The 18,454-nt window shown below is 42.8% G+C and carries 18 protein-coding genes; 13 read left to right on the top strand and 5 right to left on the bottom strand.

The window, feature by feature from the left end:
- Window positions 1-26: 26 nt before the first annotated feature.
- Together ACRRU2_RS12830 and ACRRU2_RS12835 are read right to left on the bottom strand one after the other, a co-directional pair.
- A complete protein-coding gene (locus tag ACRRU2_RS12830; protein ID WP_432502158.1) occupies window positions 27-1,853 on the bottom strand; it encodes a cache domain-containing sensor histidine kinase in 1,827 nt (608 codons plus the stop codon).
- Window positions 1,850-3,415, bottom strand: coding sequence for a response regulator transcription factor (locus tag ACRRU2_RS12835; RefSeq protein WP_432502161.1), 1,566 nt, complete (start codon window positions 3,413-3,415; stop codon window positions 1,850-1,852). Before ACRRU2_RS12835 ends, ACRRU2_RS12830 begins: the two co-directional genes overlap by 4 nt.
- Window positions 3,416-3,654: 239 nt before the next feature.
- Between ACRRU2_RS12835 and ACRRU2_RS12840 the strand changes: the two genes are divergently transcribed.
- From ACRRU2_RS12840 to ACRRU2_RS12855, 4 genes are read left to right on the top strand one after another with little or no spacing between them, the layout of a single operon-like run.
- Window positions 3,655-4,569 (top strand): ABC transporter permease, encoded by a 915-nt coding sequence (locus ACRRU2_RS12840; RefSeq protein WP_432502164.1) that lies wholly within the window; start codon window positions 3,655-3,657, stop codon window positions 4,567-4,569.
- Window positions 4,570-4,586: 17 nt separating this feature from the next.
- Entirely contained in the window at window positions 4,587-5,477 is an 891-nt protein-coding gene (locus ACRRU2_RS12845; RefSeq protein ID WP_432502166.1) for a carbohydrate ABC transporter permease, read from the top strand.
- 46 nt (window positions 5,478-5,523) lie between these two features.
- Entirely contained in the window at window positions 5,524-7,128 is a 1,605-nt protein-coding gene (locus tag ACRRU2_RS12850; protein ID WP_432502169.1) for an ABC transporter substrate-binding protein, read from the top strand.
- 11 nt (window positions 7,129-7,139) lie between these two features.
- Window positions 7,140-8,657 (top strand): sulfatase family protein, encoded by a 1,518-nt coding sequence (locus ACRRU2_RS12855; protein ID WP_432502171.1) that lies wholly within the window; start codon window positions 7,140-7,142, stop codon window positions 8,655-8,657.
- Between the two features lie 7 nt (window positions 8,658-8,664).
- Here the strand turns inward: ACRRU2_RS12855 and ACRRU2_RS12860 are convergent, their stop codons facing one another.
- Window positions 8,665-9,903, bottom strand: a complete 1,239-nt coding sequence (locus ACRRU2_RS12860) for a glycoside hydrolase family 88 protein (protein WP_432502173.1) — start codon at window positions 9,901-9,903, stop codon at window positions 8,665-8,667.
- Between the two features lie 135 nt (window positions 9,904-10,038).
- Between ACRRU2_RS12860 and ACRRU2_RS12865 the strand changes: the two genes are divergently transcribed.
- Entirely contained in the window at window positions 10,039-10,545 is a 507-nt protein-coding gene (locus ACRRU2_RS12865; protein WP_432502175.1) for a helix-turn-helix domain-containing protein, read from the top strand.
- 105 nt (window positions 10,546-10,650) lie between these two features.
- Window positions 10,651-11,109: an AraC family transcriptional regulator gene (locus ACRRU2_RS12870; protein WP_331699974.1), complete on the top strand. Its 459-nt coding sequence runs from the start codon at window positions 10,651-10,653 to the stop codon at window positions 11,107-11,109.
- A gap of 86 nt (window positions 11,110-11,195) precedes the next feature.
- On the opposite strand, the gene ACRRU2_RS12875 is transcribed toward ACRRU2_RS12870, so the two are convergent.
- Both ACRRU2_RS12875 and ACRRU2_RS12880 read right to left on the bottom strand, forming a co-directional pair.
- Window positions 11,196-11,651, bottom strand: coding sequence for an ImmA/IrrE family metallo-endopeptidase (locus tag ACRRU2_RS12875; protein ID WP_331699975.1), 456 nt, complete (start codon window positions 11,649-11,651; stop codon window positions 11,196-11,198).
- A 41-nt stretch (window positions 11,652-11,692) separates the two neighbouring features.
- Complete coding sequence (locus ACRRU2_RS12880) at window positions 11,693-12,025, bottom strand: helix-turn-helix domain-containing protein (RefSeq protein ID WP_331699976.1); 333 nt, start codon at window positions 12,023-12,025, stop codon at window positions 11,693-11,695.
- A gap of 311 nt (window positions 12,026-12,336) precedes the next feature.
- On the opposite strand from ACRRU2_RS12880, the gene ACRRU2_RS12885 reads away from it, so the two are divergent.
- The 7 genes from ACRRU2_RS12885 (at window position 12,337) to ACRRU2_RS12915 (ending at window position 18,442) form a co-directional block, all read left to right on the top strand.
- A complete protein-coding gene (locus tag ACRRU2_RS12885; protein WP_331699978.1) occupies window positions 12,337-12,762 on the top strand; it encodes a hypothetical protein in 426 nt (141 codons plus the stop codon).
- Window positions 12,763-13,131: 369 nt separating this feature from the next.
- Window positions 13,132-13,587 carry a phage tail terminator family protein gene (locus tag ACRRU2_RS12890; protein WP_432502179.1) on the top strand — a complete coding sequence of 152 codons (456 nt, stop codon included), beginning with the start codon at window positions 13,132-13,134 and terminating at the stop codon, window positions 13,585-13,587.
- Window positions 13,577-13,750 carry a hypothetical protein gene (locus tag ACRRU2_RS12895; RefSeq protein WP_432502181.1) on the top strand — a complete coding sequence of 58 codons (174 nt, stop codon included), beginning with the start codon at window positions 13,577-13,579 and terminating at the stop codon, window positions 13,748-13,750. The genes ACRRU2_RS12890 and ACRRU2_RS12895 overlap by 11 nt, the downstream gene beginning before the upstream one ends.
- A complete protein-coding gene (locus ACRRU2_RS12900) occupies window positions 13,751-15,082 on the top strand; it encodes a phage tail sheath family protein (RefSeq protein WP_432502183.1) in 1,332 nt (443 codons plus the stop codon).
- A 1-nt stretch (window position 15,083) separates the two neighbouring features.
- A complete protein-coding gene (locus tag ACRRU2_RS12905) occupies window positions 15,084-15,551 on the top strand; it encodes a phage tail tube protein (RefSeq protein ID WP_432502185.1) in 468 nt (155 codons plus the stop codon).
- Window positions 15,552-15,659: 108 nt separating this feature from the next.
- The gene (locus tag ACRRU2_RS12910) at window positions 15,660-16,079 is read left to right on the top strand and encodes a phage tail assembly chaperone (protein ID WP_432502187.1); all 420 of its coding nucleotides are present in this window, start codon (window positions 15,660-15,662) and stop codon (window positions 16,077-16,079) included.
- Between the two features lie 197 nt (window positions 16,080-16,276).
- Window positions 16,277-18,442: a phage tail protein gene (locus ACRRU2_RS12915; protein WP_432502189.1), complete on the top strand. Its 2,166-nt coding sequence runs from the start codon at window positions 16,277-16,279 to the stop codon at window positions 18,440-18,442.
- Window positions 18,443-18,454 lie beyond the last annotated feature (12 nt).

Genomic DNA, 18,454 nt, shown 5'->3' on the forward strand with positions numbered 1-18,454 from the left:
ACGAAGAAGAAGCCTCCTGCCCCACTTCATTCATGGGGAGAGAGGCTTCCTTTATGCGGCAAGCGCATGCGAATCGTTGTGCCTGCATCAATCGAGCTGCTGACGCTTACGCCCCAGCCTTCGCCAAAAATCAGCTTAATGCGCTGATTGACGTTTTTTATGCCGATATGCTGCTCATCTAAATTATAGTTTTCCTGCAAGATGCGGTTAAGCTGCAGCAGCTCCTCTTCGGCAATTCCTTTTCCGTTGTCGCTAATGGCCACCTCAGTGGCGAGCTCACCAGTCTCACTTTCAATCTGTACACTTTCAATAGTAATAACACCTGCTTTTCTCGATGGCAAAATACCGTGATTCAAAGCATTTTCCAGCAGCGGCTGTAATGAAAATTTGATAATGACATTAGACAGCGTTTCCGGATCGATCTGCCAGTCGACCTCGAAATGGCGCGGATAGCGAAGTTTCATTAACTCCAGATAGGTTCGGGCGTATGCGGCCTCTTGACTTATAGTAGTGACGGGCTGATCTGAATCCAGCCCATATCGCAAAATATCGGATAACAGTGTAATCGAGTGCGAGACTTGATTATGTCCTTTCGTTAATCCGATTGCCAAAAATTTAATCGACTCCAATGTATTGTAAAGAAAATGCGGATTGATCTGAGCTTGAAGAGCTGTGGTATGCGCTTTATTGAGCAATTGCTGACGCAGCTCTAGTTCCTCCTGTAATATATTTTTAGCATTCATCGTTCGAAAGATGGATTGAATAATATATTTCAATTCATTAAGATGCTTGCGTTCCGACCATTCCATCGCATATCCAAGCCTGTCCTGCCCTTCAAGGAAGGACATGATTTGATTGACCGGAGACAAGGTTTTAATAGAAATAAAGATAGAAACGGCAAGCAGCACGAATACGCCAGCTCCAAAAAATAAAAAAATAAACCAATAAAGCTGCTGTACCTTCTGATCGTACTGACTTAATGGAACAAGCAATAAATACGTCCACGGCTTGCTTTCGTCATCCGGCAGCAAATGCGTTACGATATAATTTTGACCGTCTATTTTTTGGATGCTGGAAAAAGCGGCATGCGGCCAAGCAATGCCGGAGAGCAGCGGCACTTCTTTCATATTCTTCATAAAATCGTCTCGCTGATGGCTGTACATAATTTCATTACGGTCATTGATAATATACAAATATTCGGAGTGCAGCAAGGTGTTGCGGTTTAAAAATTTGCGAAGCTCCTCGATATCAATATTTGTCGTTACGGCTCCTATTTTTTGACCGAAATAGTAGGCTGGACGGGTAAAGGAGATATAGTAGGGATAAATATCATTTCTCAGCCTCAATTGGACAATGGGATCGTTTCCAGCGATCGGCCCGAAAACTTGACTATGCCATGTCGCATCATCAAAATCATCAAGCAGCCTGCTTCCGCGATTGGAAATGATGTAACGGTTTGTGTCGGAATAAATATAAACGGAATCAGTAAATGTATAGGTGCGGGTGTACATCGATATTTTGTCGTATATGTTTTGGTACTGAAGGGATGAGAAGTTTTTCTCATCTTCCTGCAGCAAAAAGCGGTTCACATCCTCCTGATTAATCAGCTCCAGCGAGATATGATTCATTTGATAAAAAATGGTGTCTACCACATCCCGCACGCGCATCAGGTTATTCATGCTGACGGTGCTCGTCTCGCTTTGCATAGCGCGATCCATTTGTTTATAAATAATATAAGTCATTGCGGAAAAGGGAATAACGACCAGAAAAAAAATAAGCAGCAGGCTTTTAACAAACAGGCTTCGAAACTTAAAGTTTCGTACTGCTCGCAATAAAGTAACGGTATTGCTCATAAGGGCGTCTCTTTAAATCTGGAATGAATTAAATACTGTTTTGGGCTTTTGCCGGTAACCTGTTTGAAAATACGTGTAAAATATTCTCTATTTTTATAACCGACCTTCTCCGGTATTTCATAAATTTTGTGCTCACCCGATTGCAGCAGTGAAATTGCCTTTTGAATACGCACCTTGGTTAGAAAATCGATATAATTCATGCCGGTTGACTGCTTGAACATGCGGCTGAAATAAATCGGATGCAGGTAGACGTGATTAGCGACATCCTCCAGCGATATATCAAAATGATAGTTTTCCATAATAAACTGTTTAGCTAGTTCTGTGCTTTGATTGGAGCTTGTTTGGGTCTGATTTATGATAAAGCGGGACAGCTCGGTTAAATATTGAATAGACCAGCTTTTTATTTCGGATAGCGCTTTCATTTCGATGATACAATGATAATCAAAGCGTTTTTTTTGCATGTCCTTATCCAGCATGCCTTTATAAATAAGATCTTGTGTAAGTTTTGCAAATAAATCGATGAAAAAGCGGCGGACAGCCGTTAACGGGTAGGTTTGCAGCAATGCTGTCCATTCATCAAGCTTATCCTCAAGCCCATGCTGCTTCCCTTCAAGCAGCATAGCAAGCAGCTCCGTGCTGTCCGGCATCAGCGGCTTTTGGGAGAGCTCAGTTTTTTCTGTTTGTTCTGCCGGAGCGGTTTCTTTTAATTCTGACAGCTCCAGCAAGGAAGGAAAATACATTTTAGAAATGATAAACAAATCAAACTGAAATAATCTTCTTAAATGAGAGGTTAGCTGGTTTATTTGTCGGCCTAGCTTTTCTTTAAATACTTCGACGGCGTCCTGGTTAGTAGAAACGGCAGCCAAAGTAATCCGCTTCTCGTACGTATGCACGCAATAGAAACGGATAAGGCTGTTACTGCTCTTCAACATATTCAGCAAAGCATGATGTCTTTGTTTGACCGAGCTGTCGGCATCAGCACCGAAGCTTAGTTCCGTATGGAGCAGGCAGCAGGGATGGCTGGCAAGATCGAATTCAAATCGGACAAGCGCAGCTCTTGCAAGCTTACTATCGCTAGTGGCAAATAAACCGCTTGCCAGATCGGCAACAAATTGCTCATGGAGCAACGGAAGCACATCTGAAAATCGGCTTTGTTCTTCTTCTAGTAGAGAGCGTCTGGAAAACTCTTCGTCCAGCTCTTCCCTAAGTTTAGAGAAAACAGCTGCCATTTCCTCATATTTAGTCGGCTTGAGCAAATAGTGATTAACATTGTATTCTATAGCGCGCTTGGCATATTCAAATTGCTGATGTCCGCTAATGAGCACGATTTTGGTCGCCAGCCTTTGTTGATTCACCCACTTGGCCAGCGAGAGTCCGTCAATTTCAGCCATATTAATATCGGTCAAAATAACATCAATATGCTCCTTTTCCAAATAGGCAATGGCTTCCTTGCCGTCTTCAAATGAGGCAGACAGCTCAAAGCCAAAAGCGTTCCAATCCAGAAAATAGGCTAACCCGTTTCTTACGATCTCCTCATCATCTACGATTATTAGCCGATACATAACCTCACCCCGCTTTAATTACCAGTTATTATAACATATGTTTTTTTCAAGAGGTCCCAGTTACAAACAGATTGCTGATAATCATTAATAATAGATACATTAGTTAATTTTCATCCGGTTTAACAGAAATAATGACTGGAACAGGTTAATAAAAAGCGGTTTTGTTGGACTTTTCAGAATGTGAATGAAAACAGGGCACTTCTATAATCAGTGTATAAAGAGAGAAAGGAGTGTGACTGTTGAGCAAATCTGCAAAGAAATACATTCGATTAAATCTTCCGCTGCTATTGCTGGCCTTGCCGGCGCTGCTCTACTTTTTTATATTTCATTATTTGCCGATGTTTGGAGTTATATTGGCATTCAAGGATTACAAGTACAGTGAAGGGATTTTGGGAAGTGCCTGGGCAGGGCTGAAAAACTTTGAATTTTTTTTCTCCTCGCAGGATGCGTTCCGGGTAACTCGCAATACGGTCGGTTATGGCGCCGTGTTTATTGTACTCGGTAATATTGCCGCTGTCTCTGTTGCATTGCTGCTCTATGAAATCCGAAGTAAAGCAGCCTTGAAGGTGTATCAGACGAGCATGATTTTGCCTCGGTTTTTGTCCTGGGTCATTGTCGGATATATCACGTATGCAATATTAAATCCGTCTTTGGGAGCATTGAATCAGCTGTTGCAATATTTGGGGTACAGTCCGGTTGATTGGTACGCCGACCCGAAGTATTGGCCTTTTATTATTACGTTTTCCGACATTTGGAAGCATGTTGGTCTTAATTCAATCATTTATTATGCAGCGCTGATGAGCATCGATCCAGAATTGTTTGAGGCAGCCAAGATCGACGGAGCAGGAAGGTGGAAGCAAATGCGTTCCATATCTATTCCTTCACTTGTTCCTGTTATAACGATTATAGCGATATTGGCAATCGGTAATTTATTTAGAGGCGATTTTGGCTTATTTTATCAGCTTCCCCGCGATGTGGGCGTACTGTACCCGGCGACAGACATTATTGATACGTATGTATACCGCGGCCTGCGTCAGGGCGACATCGGCATTACGGCAGCTGTCGGCTTGTTCCAATCGGCAGTAGGTCTTGTGCTCGTGCTTGTATCGAACTGGATTATTAAAAAGACAAGGCCAGAAAATGCGCTATTCTAAAAATGCGGGAGGAGAATATGGGGAAGCTTGAACGATTTCAAAATATTGTCATTCATTTGTTTTTTATCACCTTCAGTCTTATGTTTCTAGTCCCGTTATGGCTGGTTGTGTCCGTGTCCATCTCCAATGAAGATGCGGTGCAGCGCCTAGGTTATCAATTGCTGCCAAGCAAGATTGATTTCAGTTCTTATAATATGATACTGAAAAACCCGCAGCAGCTTATTGATGCTTATACAGTAACGTTTTTCCAATCAATTGCTGCAACCGTGCTCGGTGTCTTTATTATGGCTGCGTGCTCGTATGCATTATCGCGCAAATATTTTGCACTGAGAAGAGTGTTCGTGCTGTTTATATTTTTTACGATGCTGTTTGGAGGCGGATTAATTCCGTCCTATATATTAAATACTCAGTACTTGCATCTAGGCAATTCACTTTGGATTTACATTTTTCCGTTTTTGGCAAGCGCTTTCTATATCATTATTATGCGGACTTTCTTTATGGGGCTTCCGGATGCGGTAGTAGAATCGGCCAAAATAGACGGAGCAGGCGAATTTCGTGTATTTGTACAAATTATACTGCCGCTGTCGAAACCGGTACTGGCTACGATCGGCTTGTTCATGCTGCTTGACCGTTGGAACGATTGGTTTACTGCCATGATTTATATCCGCGACCAGAAGCTTTTTACGCTGCAGTATTTGCTGCAAAAAATATTAATGGAAATTGAGTTTCTGAAGGCAACTATGACTATGCATATACCGGGTGATATGCATGCAAATTTACAGCAAATGCCGTCAGAAACGCTAAGATTTGCGATGGCTGTCATTGCAGCAGGTCCTTTACTGCTCGTATTTCCCTTTTTTCAAAAATACTTTTCAAGGGGACTTACGCTAGGCGCTGTAAAGGGCTGAAAGGTATTCCAAATATAAGATGAATAAAAGAAATGGGGTAATGTTCATGCGGAAAAAACTATTTGTAAGCAAATCTGTTTGGAAGAGCTGGTTTGTTCTGCTTGCAGCTGTAATCATGCTGGCAGGCTGCTCGACAGGCAAGGGGAATGAAGGAAATAAAAGCAGTCAAACTGAGGGTAGCAGCACTCCGTCACAAACAGAGAAAAAAACCGATACAGATGAAAAGGTCACGTTGCGCTGGGTATTCCCAGGTCCAGGCAAGCAAAAGGATTCGGAAGAAGTATGGGCTGCATTTAATGAAAAACTGAAGGAATATTTGCCTAATACAACCGTGTCATTCGAAGTGTATCCGGTAGCTGAGTATGCCGATAACTGGAGATTGCTGGCTGCTTCCGGAGAAGCTATTGACTTGGCTTGGATGGGCTATGTACAGGACGTTGCTGCGGAGATTAATAAGGGCTCCTATATGGCGCTGGACGACTTGCTTGACAGTGAATCGCCGATTACAAAGCAATTGCCTGATTGGTTAATGAACCTTGCGAAGTTCGACGGCAAGCAATATGGTATTCCCAACTTCCAGAATGTAGCTGATGTGCGAATGGGGATACGGATACCGAAAGAATTTGTGGATAAAGGTTATATAGATCCAGCCGAAGCTGAGCAAATATTTACACAATATGGAGTTAATTCGAAAGAGGCTTATGATGTTATCGAGCAGTACTTGGCTAATCTTAAGGAAAAAGACGAGCTGCGTTTAGGCGCAAGCACCTTCTCATTTAATTGGGCGCCGGGAGACAGACACGGGTCATTGGGCGCACCGTTTACATTAAGAGGAGATTTCAAGGATGCGGACAGCTTGCGGGTTGTAAATATATACGATACTCCTGAGATGAAGCTGATGTATGATACAGCAGCAGACTGGTTCAAGAAGGGCTATATCAGAAAAGATATACTAAGCGTGCAAAATCCGAGAACAGACGAAGGAAAGCCGGACGGCTATGTCTATTGGATTCATAACGTATCTGCAGACCAAGCGAATTTTGACAGTGAACGTTACGGCTTCCCGATCGAGGTTATACCAATGGAGCAGGAGGACTATATTACACGTCCTATTTACAATACGATGACCGGCATTACTAGAACGTCCAAGCATCCGGAACGGGCGATGCAGCTGCTTGAGCTCATGCATACAAAGGAAGGAAAAGAGCTGTACAATTTGCTGGTTTGGGGATTAGAAGGCAAGCATTATAAAAAAGTATCCGATGATCGCATTGAAACGATCGGTTATGCCGGACAAGGAACAGCGGATGCGAATTACGGGCTGTGGAAATGGGTAATGGGCAATACCGCTAACAGCTATGAGACACAAGCCGATCCTGCAGGCTTTAATGAAATGTGGCAAAAGCTGAATGAAGAAGCTATTAAATCACCAGTATTGGAGTTTAAGCCGAATTCCGAGCCGGTCAAGACGGAAATTGCACAAGTGCAGGCAGTGGTCAAAGAATACAGCGCAAGCTTGCAGTCAGGAGCGCTGCCGGATCATGAGAAGCAATATGCTGATTTTGTTGAAAAAATGAAAAAGGCAGGCTCAGATAAAGTAGTTCAGGAATATCAGCGTCAATTAGAGCAATTCATATCGACTCAAAAGTAGGTGCTAATAGGATGAAGCCGAATATTATTCTCATCACTACGGATCAGCAACGAAAAGATAGTATGAGCGGTTACGGTTTCTCCAATGCGCAAACTCCGCATTTAGATCGGTTAGCTAAAGAAGGAGTAGTGTTTGAACGAAGCTATTGCACAAGCCCTGTTTGTACGCCAAGCAGGGCTTCTCTTTATAGCGGCAAGTATGTATCCAAACACGGCGCTTGGAATGTAGGAACTGCTCTGCCTGAAGACGAAAAGCTGCTTTCACATCGACTGACTGAAGCTGGATACCGGACCCATCATATCGGAAAAGCACATTTTCAGCCTTATTTGTCCCCCCTCGAGCAATCGCGCGAATCTATCTTGACTGGCTGGGAGCAAAATTTTGAATCTTTTGACGGTCCGTATTACGGTTTTCAAACGGTTGAGCTTGCAATGGGGCATTCTTTATATGGGGGCTGCGGCCATTATGGCATGTGGCTGAAGCAAAGGAGCGGCAGAACGACGTTTGAAGCAAGCAGCGATTGCCGTGAAAAATTCGGGGGAGAAGCTTATGATTGGCAAATAAAAGAGTCTGATCATAGCAGCTGGTGGACGGCAGAGAGAGCAGCTGTTTTTTTGAAGGAACAAAAGGAACGGGCTGAACAGCCGTTTTTTTTAAGCATCGGTTTCCAGGACCCTCATCATCCGCACGCAGTACCTGTCGAAAGAACGGGGAAAATAAATAAAAGTGCTATGCAGCACCCACAATATATGGAAGGAGAGTTGCAGGATAAGCCGCCGCATTTTGAGGCCGTGCATGCAGGAGACTGGAGTCCGGACCATCCCATGCATGGAATGTTTCCGATGGCTGGCCAGTCATCTAATAGATTCGATTATAGACTTGTACATGAAGAAGATGCGATCAAAGGGAAAGCTTACTATTACGCAATGGTGGAAATGATTGATGAAGCGGTTGGCAGGATTTTGCAGGCTCTTAATCAAAATGAGCTTGATCAAAATACAATTATTATTTTTACTACGGATCATGGCGAGCTGCTCGGCGATCACGGAATTTGGATGAAAGGACCATTCCACTATGAGCAGCTTGTTAATATTCCATTTATTATTCATGGACCGTCATACTTTCCGGCAGGGCGGGCGGATGCGATTATAAGTCTGGTAGATGTAGTACCCACTATACTGGAGTTGTGTGAAATATCTATTCCTTCCGGCCTGGACGGTGTCTCCTTTAAACAGCTTTTGTTAGGTCAGAGTGCAAGTATTAGAGCTGCGGCTTTAATCGAGCATGTAGATGATCCTGGCGGGCTGCGTTTGAAAACGGTCGTGACGGAGCGCTACAAATGCACGATATATTACGGGGAATATGGAAAACAGGCTGGCGAACTGTATGATTTGTTCGAGGATCCAGCCGAGATGATAAATTTATGGGGCAATGCACAATATAATGGAATTAAATTTTCCATGATGCACTTGCTGCTTCAAGAGCTGGAGAAGCTTGAGCGCAGGGAAGGAAGGGACGTATACGCGTAATCGTTTGTTACCAAATGGACTCAAAGCCGTACAGTTTTTTGCAAAGCGCCTCCATATAAAAGTAGTCTCCAAAAATCGTGTATACACCTTGGCCATTCTGCTCTTTTAATATGCCGGGTATAGGAGGTTCATAGTTCGTATATTTTGTTGCTAGCGTCATTAAAATATGGTCCATTGCACATTGAATCGCAGGCTCTTTTTTAAATTTTAATATTTCGTAAAAAGCGCTTGCCGCTATGGCCGCGGCAGAAGTGTCGCGATTGCGGCTTTTATTGGCTGGATTTGTATAATCCCAATCCGTCCAAGGCTTGGAACCGCAGGCAGCTGCGGGCTGGTGCTGGGGCAGCTTGAAGTCCCAAACAGGAATCCCATCGTCTTCACTTTTCGCTATGAATTGGAGTGACAGATCTACAGCAGCATTTAAGTATCGTTCATAACCCGTGTATGAAAAAGCAGAAATAAAACCATATATGGCCCAAGCCGTACCGCGTGCCCAGTGAGACTCAATTGCATAGCCGCAATAATTATCTCCGCCAATGGGCTGGCCTGTCTCTTCATGAAAGCGAAAGGCATGATAGATAGAGCCGTCCTCACGGAAGAAATACTTCAGCGTCATATCTGCATGGGCAACAGCGATATTTTTGTAAAAGGGATGATTCGTTTCCTCGCTGGCCCAAAAAAGCAGAGGAAGGTTCATCATGCAGTCAATTATCGCCAGCCCTTTGCTTTGCGTGAAAAAATGATTTTTGGCAAGCTCCTGATCCACGTAGCCAGGAATGATATGATCCATTCGGCCCCAGGCTTGAATGTAGGAGCCGTTCGGGACAAAGCGCATGGCCAGCACAACTGCGGCTTGCAGGGCGATTTTTTTCATATGGCTGTCGTTTGTAGCTTTGTAAAGCGCAACAGCATAAGGGGAATACAGAAAGCCAAGATCATGCATTGTTTCCAACGGGGTATGACATACTTTTGCGGCATATTCATTGGAAAAGGAATGCAGCCATTTTAACCATTTTGTTTCTTTTTTTACCTGATACGTCCAAAAGCCCATGCCTAAAAAGAAAGACGGTGTCCAAGCAAAAATATGACGCAAAGGAATATAGTCCTCCTGCTTGCCTTGAAGATATTGACCGTCAGGACGAGAAATATATTCCCGGATTTCGGGTTTTATTTGCTCCAAATAAATTTCACTTTTAGTTATGCAGCATTGCAAGGCGTGCTCCAAGGTATCTATGAACGGTTTCATATAAGCCTCCTGGTAAGATGCATATTGTTTTTCCTCATTATAGCTGCAGCGAGCGGATTGAAACATGTAGGATTTCTGCAATACATGCACAAATTCGAGAAAAATGGCTGACTTGCATGAAAAGGCGGTGCAAGGATGAGCAGTGAAGAAAAGATAGTATTGAAGCAGTTAGAAAAATTAATGGAATGGTGGGAGGGTTCAGTTAGCGAGGCTGGCTTGCCATGCAAAAGCTTATTATTATCGATATTATCCAAATCGTATCGCATGGCTGCACGGGAAAGTGTGTCACCGGAAGAGCAGGCAATAAAGCCTGCTGTTCAATATATTCTAAAGTATTACAATGAAAAAATAACACTGCAGCAATTAAGCAGAGAGGTTGGTTTGACACCCAGCTATTTTGGAAAGCTGTTTAAAGCTGCTACAGGAGACAGCCCAATTACTTATGTGCACCGGGTACGTGTAGAGAAAGCCATAGAGTTGCTTGGCATCGGCTTTACATGCAATGAAATTGCAGCAATGGTCGGATTTGAGGACCCTTTTTATTTCAGCAAGGTGTTTAAAAAAATAGTTGGCTTATCGCCTAGAGCTTATTTGAATAGTGGTTATCAGAGCGAATTACTTGATAGGCAAACAATATTATGATTCATTAATGATCGTTCAAATATTTTTAATAAACCAATGCAATAAATTTTAGTACATGTTAGCATTCGAATTGACTCGAAAATGAATAAGAAAGGGTGCTGACGTATGAATGTTGCAATTGAAATGATACCAGCCTATCGTCTGGCTTATGTAAGACAGGTTGGGCCGTATGGTCCAGCTAATGTCCAGGCTATGGAGAAGCTGAAGAAATGGGCGGATGAGAAAAGCCTGCTTACGCATTCAGCAATTATTTTTGGCATTCCACAAGACAATCCAGAAACAACTCCTCCTGAAAGCTGCAGATATGATGCCTGTATAGCAGTTTCGAATGACATGATTATCGATGAAGCCACGATTGGCTTAAGCGAGTTTAGCGGAGGCCAATACGCAGTTTGTAAAGTGAAGCATACAGCTGAAGATGTTCGAAAAGCGTGGGCTGAAATTTTTAGAATGATTCAAAACGAAGGCTTTCAAATCGATCAGAAACCAATGATTGAAAGATATACGGGAGAGATGTTAAGCGTGCATTATTGTGAAATATGTGTGCCTATTACAGCTGGATAGATATTTCGACAATAAATATACGATCCCAATTTACGGGAATAACAGAACGTATGTTCTGTTATTCCCGTAAAAAAATAGCCTAATGATTAGGTTAAAGAGAAAATAGATAGGGGCTCGAAATAGATCAAGAAATTATTATGTGTGGCATACAGACCATATTTTCGCTGATAATACTCTATGGAATGATGTAAAAACTCCTCCGTGACATCCAGCCATTCCGCGATGGCATGGCGGCCTGCGATCCCGGCTTGTCCGGCTTCTAACAGCCTGGAGAGCGGTATAAGCTTCTCGTAAGCCCAGCCCCTGGCCCGCAGCTCCTGCTTCAAATTTCGAATGTCCTTCTGATTCAGGATGTTGCCGGAGCTTGTATGATAATGTCCGAGCTCTTCAGCAAGAACGCAGCCTTTTTCCACAGTGGATATATCCTTATTGATCCAAATGATTTTATCAGCGTAGAGACCTTTGTTCCTGGGTGTCATCGGCATCTCATAGGTGTCAATTTCTAGCTGCAGCGCCTCTTTAATCAATGCATCGTATGACAAAGACGTCACTCCTGTATAGTAAAGTTGATATTAAAACATGATTACGAATCTTTTCGCTTCATTTTTACAAAACGCTTAAACGCTTCGATTTCTTCCAATTCTTCTTCTGTCCAATCCTCTCCATCATGGTGAGCAGCAATGGTATCAATGCGCTGTTGCTCCATTCCAATGAGCTGATCCAAGGATACATTGAAAAAAAGCGCGAGCTGGCGAACATTTTCAAGCCGCGGATCGCCAAGACCATTTTCCCATTTTGAAATCATGCCTTTGTTAATAGAGGTTCCGTAGCTTTGATTAATTTTGTCAGCGAGCTCTTCAAGCGAAAGACCTCTTTTTGTACGCAAATCCTTTATTATCTTTCCAATGGGCTGCATTGCAAACTCTCCTTAATGTTATATTGCTATAATTAATCGTACAGCAAAGGTTTCAAAATCGCAACTATTTTATAAGAAAAAAATGGAATTGTTATTGACTTTGAAACTTCAGGCTTTTATACTGTGGTTAGTTTCGAAAATGAAACTTGGTATAGGTTATAGTAGTAATTGTAAATTTATTTGCTGGCAGCTTGGTTTTTAGAAAATGATCATTGTTAGCCAAAAATGAGTAAAAGATTGTCCGGGTTATGAAGTTATGTCGTTCGGTTTCGAAAATGAAACTTTTTCAAAATAGAGAGGGAGTGGCGTATATGAATTTTGTTACTTTATATTATGATATTACAAAAGAAATTGAAATTTATGAACTGCGTTTAATGGATTTGGAGTCGGAGCTAAGAGCAGCACGAAAATTAATGTTTAAAGGGAAGCTTAGCTCTGATCCGTTTCCTGTATTTGTACCGCTCGATAAAGCGGCTGCCGAGTATGATATTGTAGTTGAAAAAATAAAAGAAACGTCGGAGCGGCTGGAGGAGAAAAAGCGAATCCGAGAGAAGATCGAGGAAAACATTCGCGATTTCAAAGGTGTTGAGCATCAGGTTGTGTATATGCGTGATATATTGCTAATGCCGCTAGGCGCCATTGCAGATGAGCTTGGTTATTCTTACAGCTTTGTAAGTAAAATTAGCAGCCGAATTAAAAATGCAAAAAAAGTGAAAAACGAGCTTGCAGAAAGGTGATATATTAGTAGTGTACCAAGCTGCTCAAGAGAGAAGGTCATCCACTTGCGGATGATCTTTTTGTTTTTCATTAGAAGGGAGGGAATGGTTAACTGGAAAAGCAGGGATCGAGATTAGCGAGCAACTAATTTCTCGACCATGCAAAAACACTGCAAAACGAGCTTGCGAAAAGGTGATATAGTAGTAGTGTGCCAAGCTGCTCAAGAGAGAAGGTCATCCACTTGCGGATGATCTTTTGTTGTTGAAAGGGGGTGAGGGCAATGGGCAATCAATAGGAGACTGAAAGTAACAAGGCGTTGCAGTGATGCAAGGCTTTTTTTGTTGCTTTCAGCATCTCCACTAAAAAATTAAGTAAGAAGGGACTGGACGATGGCAAATACGACAATTCAAGAAATGTATGATGCAGTTCGCAGAAAGCTGGAGGAGCGTTTTCCGCAGGTGCCGATAGTGGAGGATGAGACAGCACTTCCTGACCAAACGAAGGGCTTTCGCATAAAGCTTCTGCAAACGACGCATTCGCTGGAGCTAAGCAGACGTTATCGCAGAGCACACACTTTCCTCATTCAATACGGTTTAGATCCAGACCAGACTGATCCTGCATTAGCTGTCGCAGATCTTTATGGCACCGCGGAGCTGCTTACAGATGTATTGGAGTGGGTGGAAGCTGCAGAACGGAAGATGCGCGGGGCTGGGATGCAATTTGAAGTGAGCGAGCAAAAGCTTAAATTTCAAGTTGCGTACAGCTTTCTGAATTGGAAAGACGCTCCAACGGAAACGGCGATGAGAAGTTTGCATCAGGAAGGAAGGGTTGAAGATGAGCAATAAGCAGCCAAAATCAATATTTTCGAAAGAACAGCATCTTAAAAGCAAGAAATGGTCTGGGATTGAGCGGGATATGATAGCCGCCCTTTTAGAGGAAGAAGCAAGCTATACAACCGAAGAGGTTGTCACAAAACTAAAACAATTTATGAAGAAAGGCGTGAAGTAAATGGCTGGTGGACAATCGAATGTACAAAACAAGGTGAGACCCGGTGTTTATATTAATTTTAATGCAAAGCGCAAACCAATGAATAGTGTGGGGGAACGAGGAATTGTTGCTTTCCCGGCGTCGCTGCCTTGGGGAGTGACGGATCGTGTTATCGAACTGGACAGCAGCTCATTTGGCGAAAAAGCAGTGGAAGTACTGGGCTTTAAAGCGACTGATGCACGTATTCAGCATATTGCGGCAGCAATGTCTCATGCATCAAGCGTTTTGCTATATCGATTGGGAGGAACTAATGCTGCAAAGGCTAAAGCAACAGAAGGAGCTTTGACGGCAACTGCCAAATGGGGCGGTCTGCGCGGTAATGATTTGCGCATTGTGATTCAAGCTGATGTCGATGAGTCCAGCAAGTTTAACGTTATTACGCTGCTTGATCTTGAAGAAGTGGATCGTCAAACTGTAGCTCAAATTGAGGAGCTGGAGAATAGCGCATTTATCGATTGGACAGGAACGGGGGCAGTGACTGCATCAGCAGGTGTGGCGCTTGCAGGCGGTACAGAAGGGACACAGTCCGGTTCAGATTTTACAACCGCGCTTGCAAAATTTGAAAGCTATGACTTTAACGTGCTCGGTATTTCGCTAGATGATGCGGCAAGTAAACAGGTTGCTACAGCTTATGTGAAGCGTCAACGTGAGGAAGAAGGTAAAAAGATTGTAGCGGTTATGGCCAACTATCCGGAAGCGGATTACGAAGGTGTAATCAGCTTACACAACGGTATTGTAACTTCTGATGGACTGGAGGTTTCTCCAACTTCGCTAGTATGGGAAGTAGCGGCAATGCAAGCGGCTGCCAATATTAACGAAGCATTAACCTATACTGCAATCCCTAATGCGGTAGGGGCATTCCCGCGTTTGACACATACAGAAACGATTGCTGCTTTGAATAATGGTGAGCTTGTAGTAACAGCTTTGAACGGCAGAGCGGTTATTGAACAGGATATTAATACCTTAACAAGCTTTTCGCTTGATCGCAGCAAAGCGTTCAGTAAAAACCGGGTTATTCGGGTGCTGGACGCGATTGGCAACGATATTAAGCGATTATTCGACACGTTCTATATCGGCAAGATTTCCAACAACAGCAACGGCAGAGCGCTGCTGCAGGCTGAAGTTACCTCTTACTTAAAAAAGCTAGAGGGACTTGGCGCCATCCAAAACTTTGACAGTCAAAAAGATATTGTAGTATCAGCAGGCGAAGCTACTGATGCGGTTCAAATCGAGCTTAACATACAGCCGGTTGACAGCGTCGAGAAAATTTACATGAATGTGGAGGTTGTTTAATATGGCCATTTTTAATGAGAGAGATGCAATCAGCGGAAAAATCGCAACGGCTTATGTCATTATTGACGGTACGAGAGAGGAATTATTTTATGCCAAGTCGCTCGAAGCGACGATTGAAAAAAATAAAGTAGATGTTCCGGTTCTTGGCCGCATGAATACGCCAAAGCGTTCGGCAGGCTGGTCAGGCAGTGGTACGCTTACCATTTACTATGTATCGTCCAAATTCCGTCAGCTCATGCATGAGTATATCAATACGGGCAAGGATTTCTGGTTTGATCTAATGGTAACTAATAATGATTCTGGCTCCAGTGCCGGAGAACAAGTAGCTGTTCTTAAGGATTGCAACTTGGATAGCGTCATTGCTGCTCGATTCGATGCAAGTTCCGACGATATGCTGGAAGAAGAAATGCCATTTACCTTCAATGGCTATGAGCTGCAAACTGCTTTTAATGCGGTGCAAGGCTCTTAATGGAGTCTTTTTTTTCCGTAACAAATATTTCATGCCTGTGCGAATTGTGCAGGCTTTCTTATTTTTTTGAAAAAATCTACTGAAAAATTGATATTGGAGGCAATCAATATGAGTTTACAAGCTTTTTTTGCACAAAACGTACAGGCTGAACTAACGGAGGAAATTGTAATTTCTGAACGTTTTAAGGACAAGGATGGTAACCCGATCAAGTGGAAGCTGAGAACGGTAACTGAAAATGAGAACGAAGCATTGCGCAAGGCAGCGACGCGCCAAGTAAAAGGCAAAAATGGCGTTCGTACGCAGGAAACCGTACAGGAGGATTATGTAGGCAAGCTGGCAGTAGCGAGCGTCGTCTATCCGGATTTGAAAAATGCAGAGCTGCAGAAATCTTACGGGGTAATGGGAGCAGATACATTGTTGAAAACGATGCTGTTTCCTGGCGAATTTGCTGCACTGCTGACGAGAGTGCAGGAAATGAACGGTTTTGACCGTGATATCGATGAAATGGCGGACGAAGTAAAAAACTAATTAATGAGGGCGATGCAGAGGCGAACTATGCCTATTACGCTCTCAATGAATATCAGATTATGCCCTGGGAATTCAGCAGGCTTGAACCCGCTCAGAAGGCCTCGCTAATTGGTTGTATTAAGGTGAGGATTGAAGCTGAGCGCAAGCAGAAGCTGAAGAAGCGTTAAGCATTCTGTTAGGGAGAAAGGAGGTATCACATGGCTTCTATTAATGGTTATTTGAAAATGATGAATCAGCTTGGGGCGTCTGTGAAATCGAACACGAAACTTATCGATAAAGCTGAAGCCGCAATTAATAAGCTGCGTGCAGCGATGAACAAAAGATTAGGGTTTAACTTTACAATGCCATCTCCCAAAAAACTGCTAGGAAATATTAAAGAAGATATAAGTTTTCTTTGGAAATGGTCAATATTCAAAGCCAAGCAAGTTGGTAAAAACCTAATGAACGCTCTTTCACCTAAAAATCTATTCAATAATTTTAGAAACGCATTAAAGCTTCCAGGTTTGAAAGAAGCCCAAACAAAACCTATTGCTCTACCTAATATTACAGCCTCCCCCGCAAAAAAATTAAGCAGCCAGCAAAACTTAGTGAGCAGCGGAGTGAAAAATGCTGTTAAGCTATCTACGGAATGGTTAAAAAATTTGAAAAGTATCGTTGGGAAGTATCTCACGATTAAAAACCTTCCAAAACTGCAGAAGATGACTGTGGGCGGAGCATTAGAAAATCAATCATTGCTGGATAATTTTATTGCACGAACAGGCAGCGTGGAAACCGGGACAAATATGTTCGAAAAGTTTAAGGCACAGGCTCTTGCTGCTGGTCAAGACGTTAATAAATCATTGCAAAATACGCTTTCCTTCTATGGGATGACTAAGAGCTCAGATAATCTGCTGAAAATTAACGACTTGATTAATCGTGCAGCTACTTTTGATCCGGGCGGGAAAGGAATTGATGGTGCGGCCTCAATTGTGAAATCGGCTATGAAGGGGGACACCTCTGGACTGCAGCAGCAATTCGGTTTCGGGTCTGGTGTCCTACAGGAAAAGAATATAGAAAAGCTTGGGAAATCAGGCGATATTCAAGGTGTAATTAAGGCGCTTGAAGAGCTGTTTGAAATGCGAGGAATGGGAGAAGAGGCCTACAAAAAACTTATGGCATCTCCTGCAAAGCAGCTTGAAAAGTTAAGCGGCTATGTGAACAACGCGTTTGCGGAAGCCGGTCAAGGAGCGATTACCGCGCTTGGGCCATTGCTGACAATGTTAAACGAAGCTTTTGAGGCAGGTAAGTTTGATTTCTTTTTCAATGCACTTCATAATTCAATTGCTCTAATAGCAAATATTGTTACGTGGGCTGCTGAGCTTATTCTAAACAATCTCGATATTGTTAAAAATATAATGGCAGCGGTAGGATTAGTTGCGTTAATTGTAGGAGCCGATTTTTTAATAGCCTGGCTGCAAGCCATCTGGCCTTTACTATTAATCATTGGTGTTATTGCTCTTATTATTGGCGTGCTCAATTATTTTGGAGTGTCAACGGAAGAAATTATTGGATTTATTGCCGGACTATTTATGGGCTTTGTAGCTTCAGCATGGAATATGATTGCTTTGTTATGGAATGGATTTTTGGACTTTGCTGCATTTTTAGCAAATTTGTTCGTAGATCCTATCTATGCCATCGAAAAACTGTTCTACGATTTGAATATAGGCTTCTATGGTATTATTTACGATATGCTAAGAGCTGTTGAGAGCTTTGCCAGCGGGTTTACGAACTTGATTGTAAAAGGAATCAATGGAGCTATAAAGGGCTTAAAAGCATTTGGTGGAGTTATTAATAAAATTTTTGGAGTAAACATAGGTGAATTTGAATTACTGGACGAAAATAATGTTCATGCATTAAGCGATGGCGTGAAGTCCATTATGGACAGTTTTGCGGAGCCAGTAAGCAAAAAGGATGTATACAACTTTGACAAAGCCAAGATGGACATGATGGACGTAGACAAGCAGTTCAACAATGGCCAAAAATTTGGAAGCGGTCTGTTCGATAAGGCTGGAAAAGCACTGGGTGGCCTGCTGCCTCAAAATGATTGGGATAAACCGAAGGTACCAGGTGAAATCGGCGGTGTAGGCAAAGTCGGCGAGGTTGGAAAAATTAATGAAACCGTAGATATTAGCAGTGAGGATATTAAAATGATGCGTGAGCTGGCAGAGATGAAAAATATTCAAAACTTTGTCTCGCTTACGCCAAGCATTACGTTCGGCGATACACATGTACGCAATGAGAGTGATTTGGACACTATTTTTGTTCGAATTACAGAACAGCTGAATAAGGATATCGCATCGTCTGTTAACGCGGTCTACACGTAAGGAGGGGGAGTT

It is taken from the genome of Paenibacillus sp. GXUN7292 (genome assembly GCF_050864975.1).
GTDB lineage: Bacteria > Bacillota > Bacilli > Paenibacillales > Paenibacillaceae > Pristimantibacillus.

What these genes read in the sequence shown, in the direction of transcription:
- ACRRU2_RS12905 (WP_432502185.1), top strand. Translation starts at nt 15,084, where the DNA reads ATGGCCATTTTTAATGAGAGAGATGCAATCAGCGGAAAAATCGCAACG.
- ACRRU2_RS12915 (WP_432502189.1), top strand. Translation starts at nt 16,277, where the DNA reads ATGGCTTCTATTAATGGTTATTTGAAAATGATGAATCAGCTTGGGGCG.
- ACRRU2_RS12855 (WP_432502171.1), top strand. Translation starts at nt 7,140, where the DNA reads ATGAAGCCGAATATTATTCTCATCACTACGGATCAGCAACGAAAAGAT.
- ACRRU2_RS12880 (WP_331699976.1), bottom strand. Translation starts at nt 12,025, where the DNA reads ATGCAGCCCATTGGAAAGATAATAAAGGATTTGCGTACAAAAAGAGGT.
- ACRRU2_RS12860 (WP_432502173.1), bottom strand. Translation starts at nt 9,903, where the DNA reads ATGAAACCGTTCATAGATACCTTGGAGCACGCCTTGCAATGCTGCATA.
- ACRRU2_RS12835 (WP_432502161.1), bottom strand. Translation starts at nt 3,415, where the DNA reads ATGTATCGGCTAATAATCGTAGATGATGAGGAGATCGTAAGAAACGGG.
- ACRRU2_RS12870 (WP_331699974.1), top strand. Translation starts at nt 10,651, where the DNA reads ATGAATGTTGCAATTGAAATGATACCAGCCTATCGTCTGGCTTATGTA.
- ACRRU2_RS12885 (WP_331699978.1), top strand. Translation starts at nt 12,337, where the DNA reads ATGAATTTTGTTACTTTATATTATGATATTACAAAAGAAATTGAAATT.
- ACRRU2_RS12850 (WP_432502169.1), top strand. Translation starts at nt 5,524, where the DNA reads ATGCGGAAAAAACTATTTGTAAGCAAATCTGTTTGGAAGAGCTGGTTT.
- ACRRU2_RS12845 (WP_432502166.1), top strand. Translation starts at nt 4,587, where the DNA reads ATGGGGAAGCTTGAACGATTTCAAAATATTGTCATTCATTTGTTTTTT.
- ACRRU2_RS12890 (WP_432502179.1), top strand. Translation starts at nt 13,132, where the DNA reads ATGGCAAATACGACAATTCAAGAAATGTATGATGCAGTTCGCAGAAAG.
- ACRRU2_RS12830 (WP_432502158.1), bottom strand. Translation starts at nt 1,853, where the DNA reads ATGAGCAATACCGTTACTTTATTGCGAGCAGTACGAAACTTTAAGTTT.
- ACRRU2_RS12910 (WP_432502187.1), top strand. Translation starts at nt 15,660, where the DNA reads ATGAGTTTACAAGCTTTTTTTGCACAAAACGTACAGGCTGAACTAACG.
- ACRRU2_RS12895 (WP_432502181.1), top strand. Translation starts at nt 13,577, where the DNA reads ATGAGCAATAAGCAGCCAAAATCAATATTTTCGAAAGAACAGCATCTT.
- ACRRU2_RS12865 (WP_432502175.1), top strand. Translation starts at nt 10,039, where the DNA reads ATGAGCAGTGAAGAAAAGATAGTATTGAAGCAGTTAGAAAAATTAATG.
- ACRRU2_RS12900 (WP_432502183.1), top strand. Translation starts at nt 13,751, where the DNA reads ATGGCTGGTGGACAATCGAATGTACAAAACAAGGTGAGACCCGGTGTT.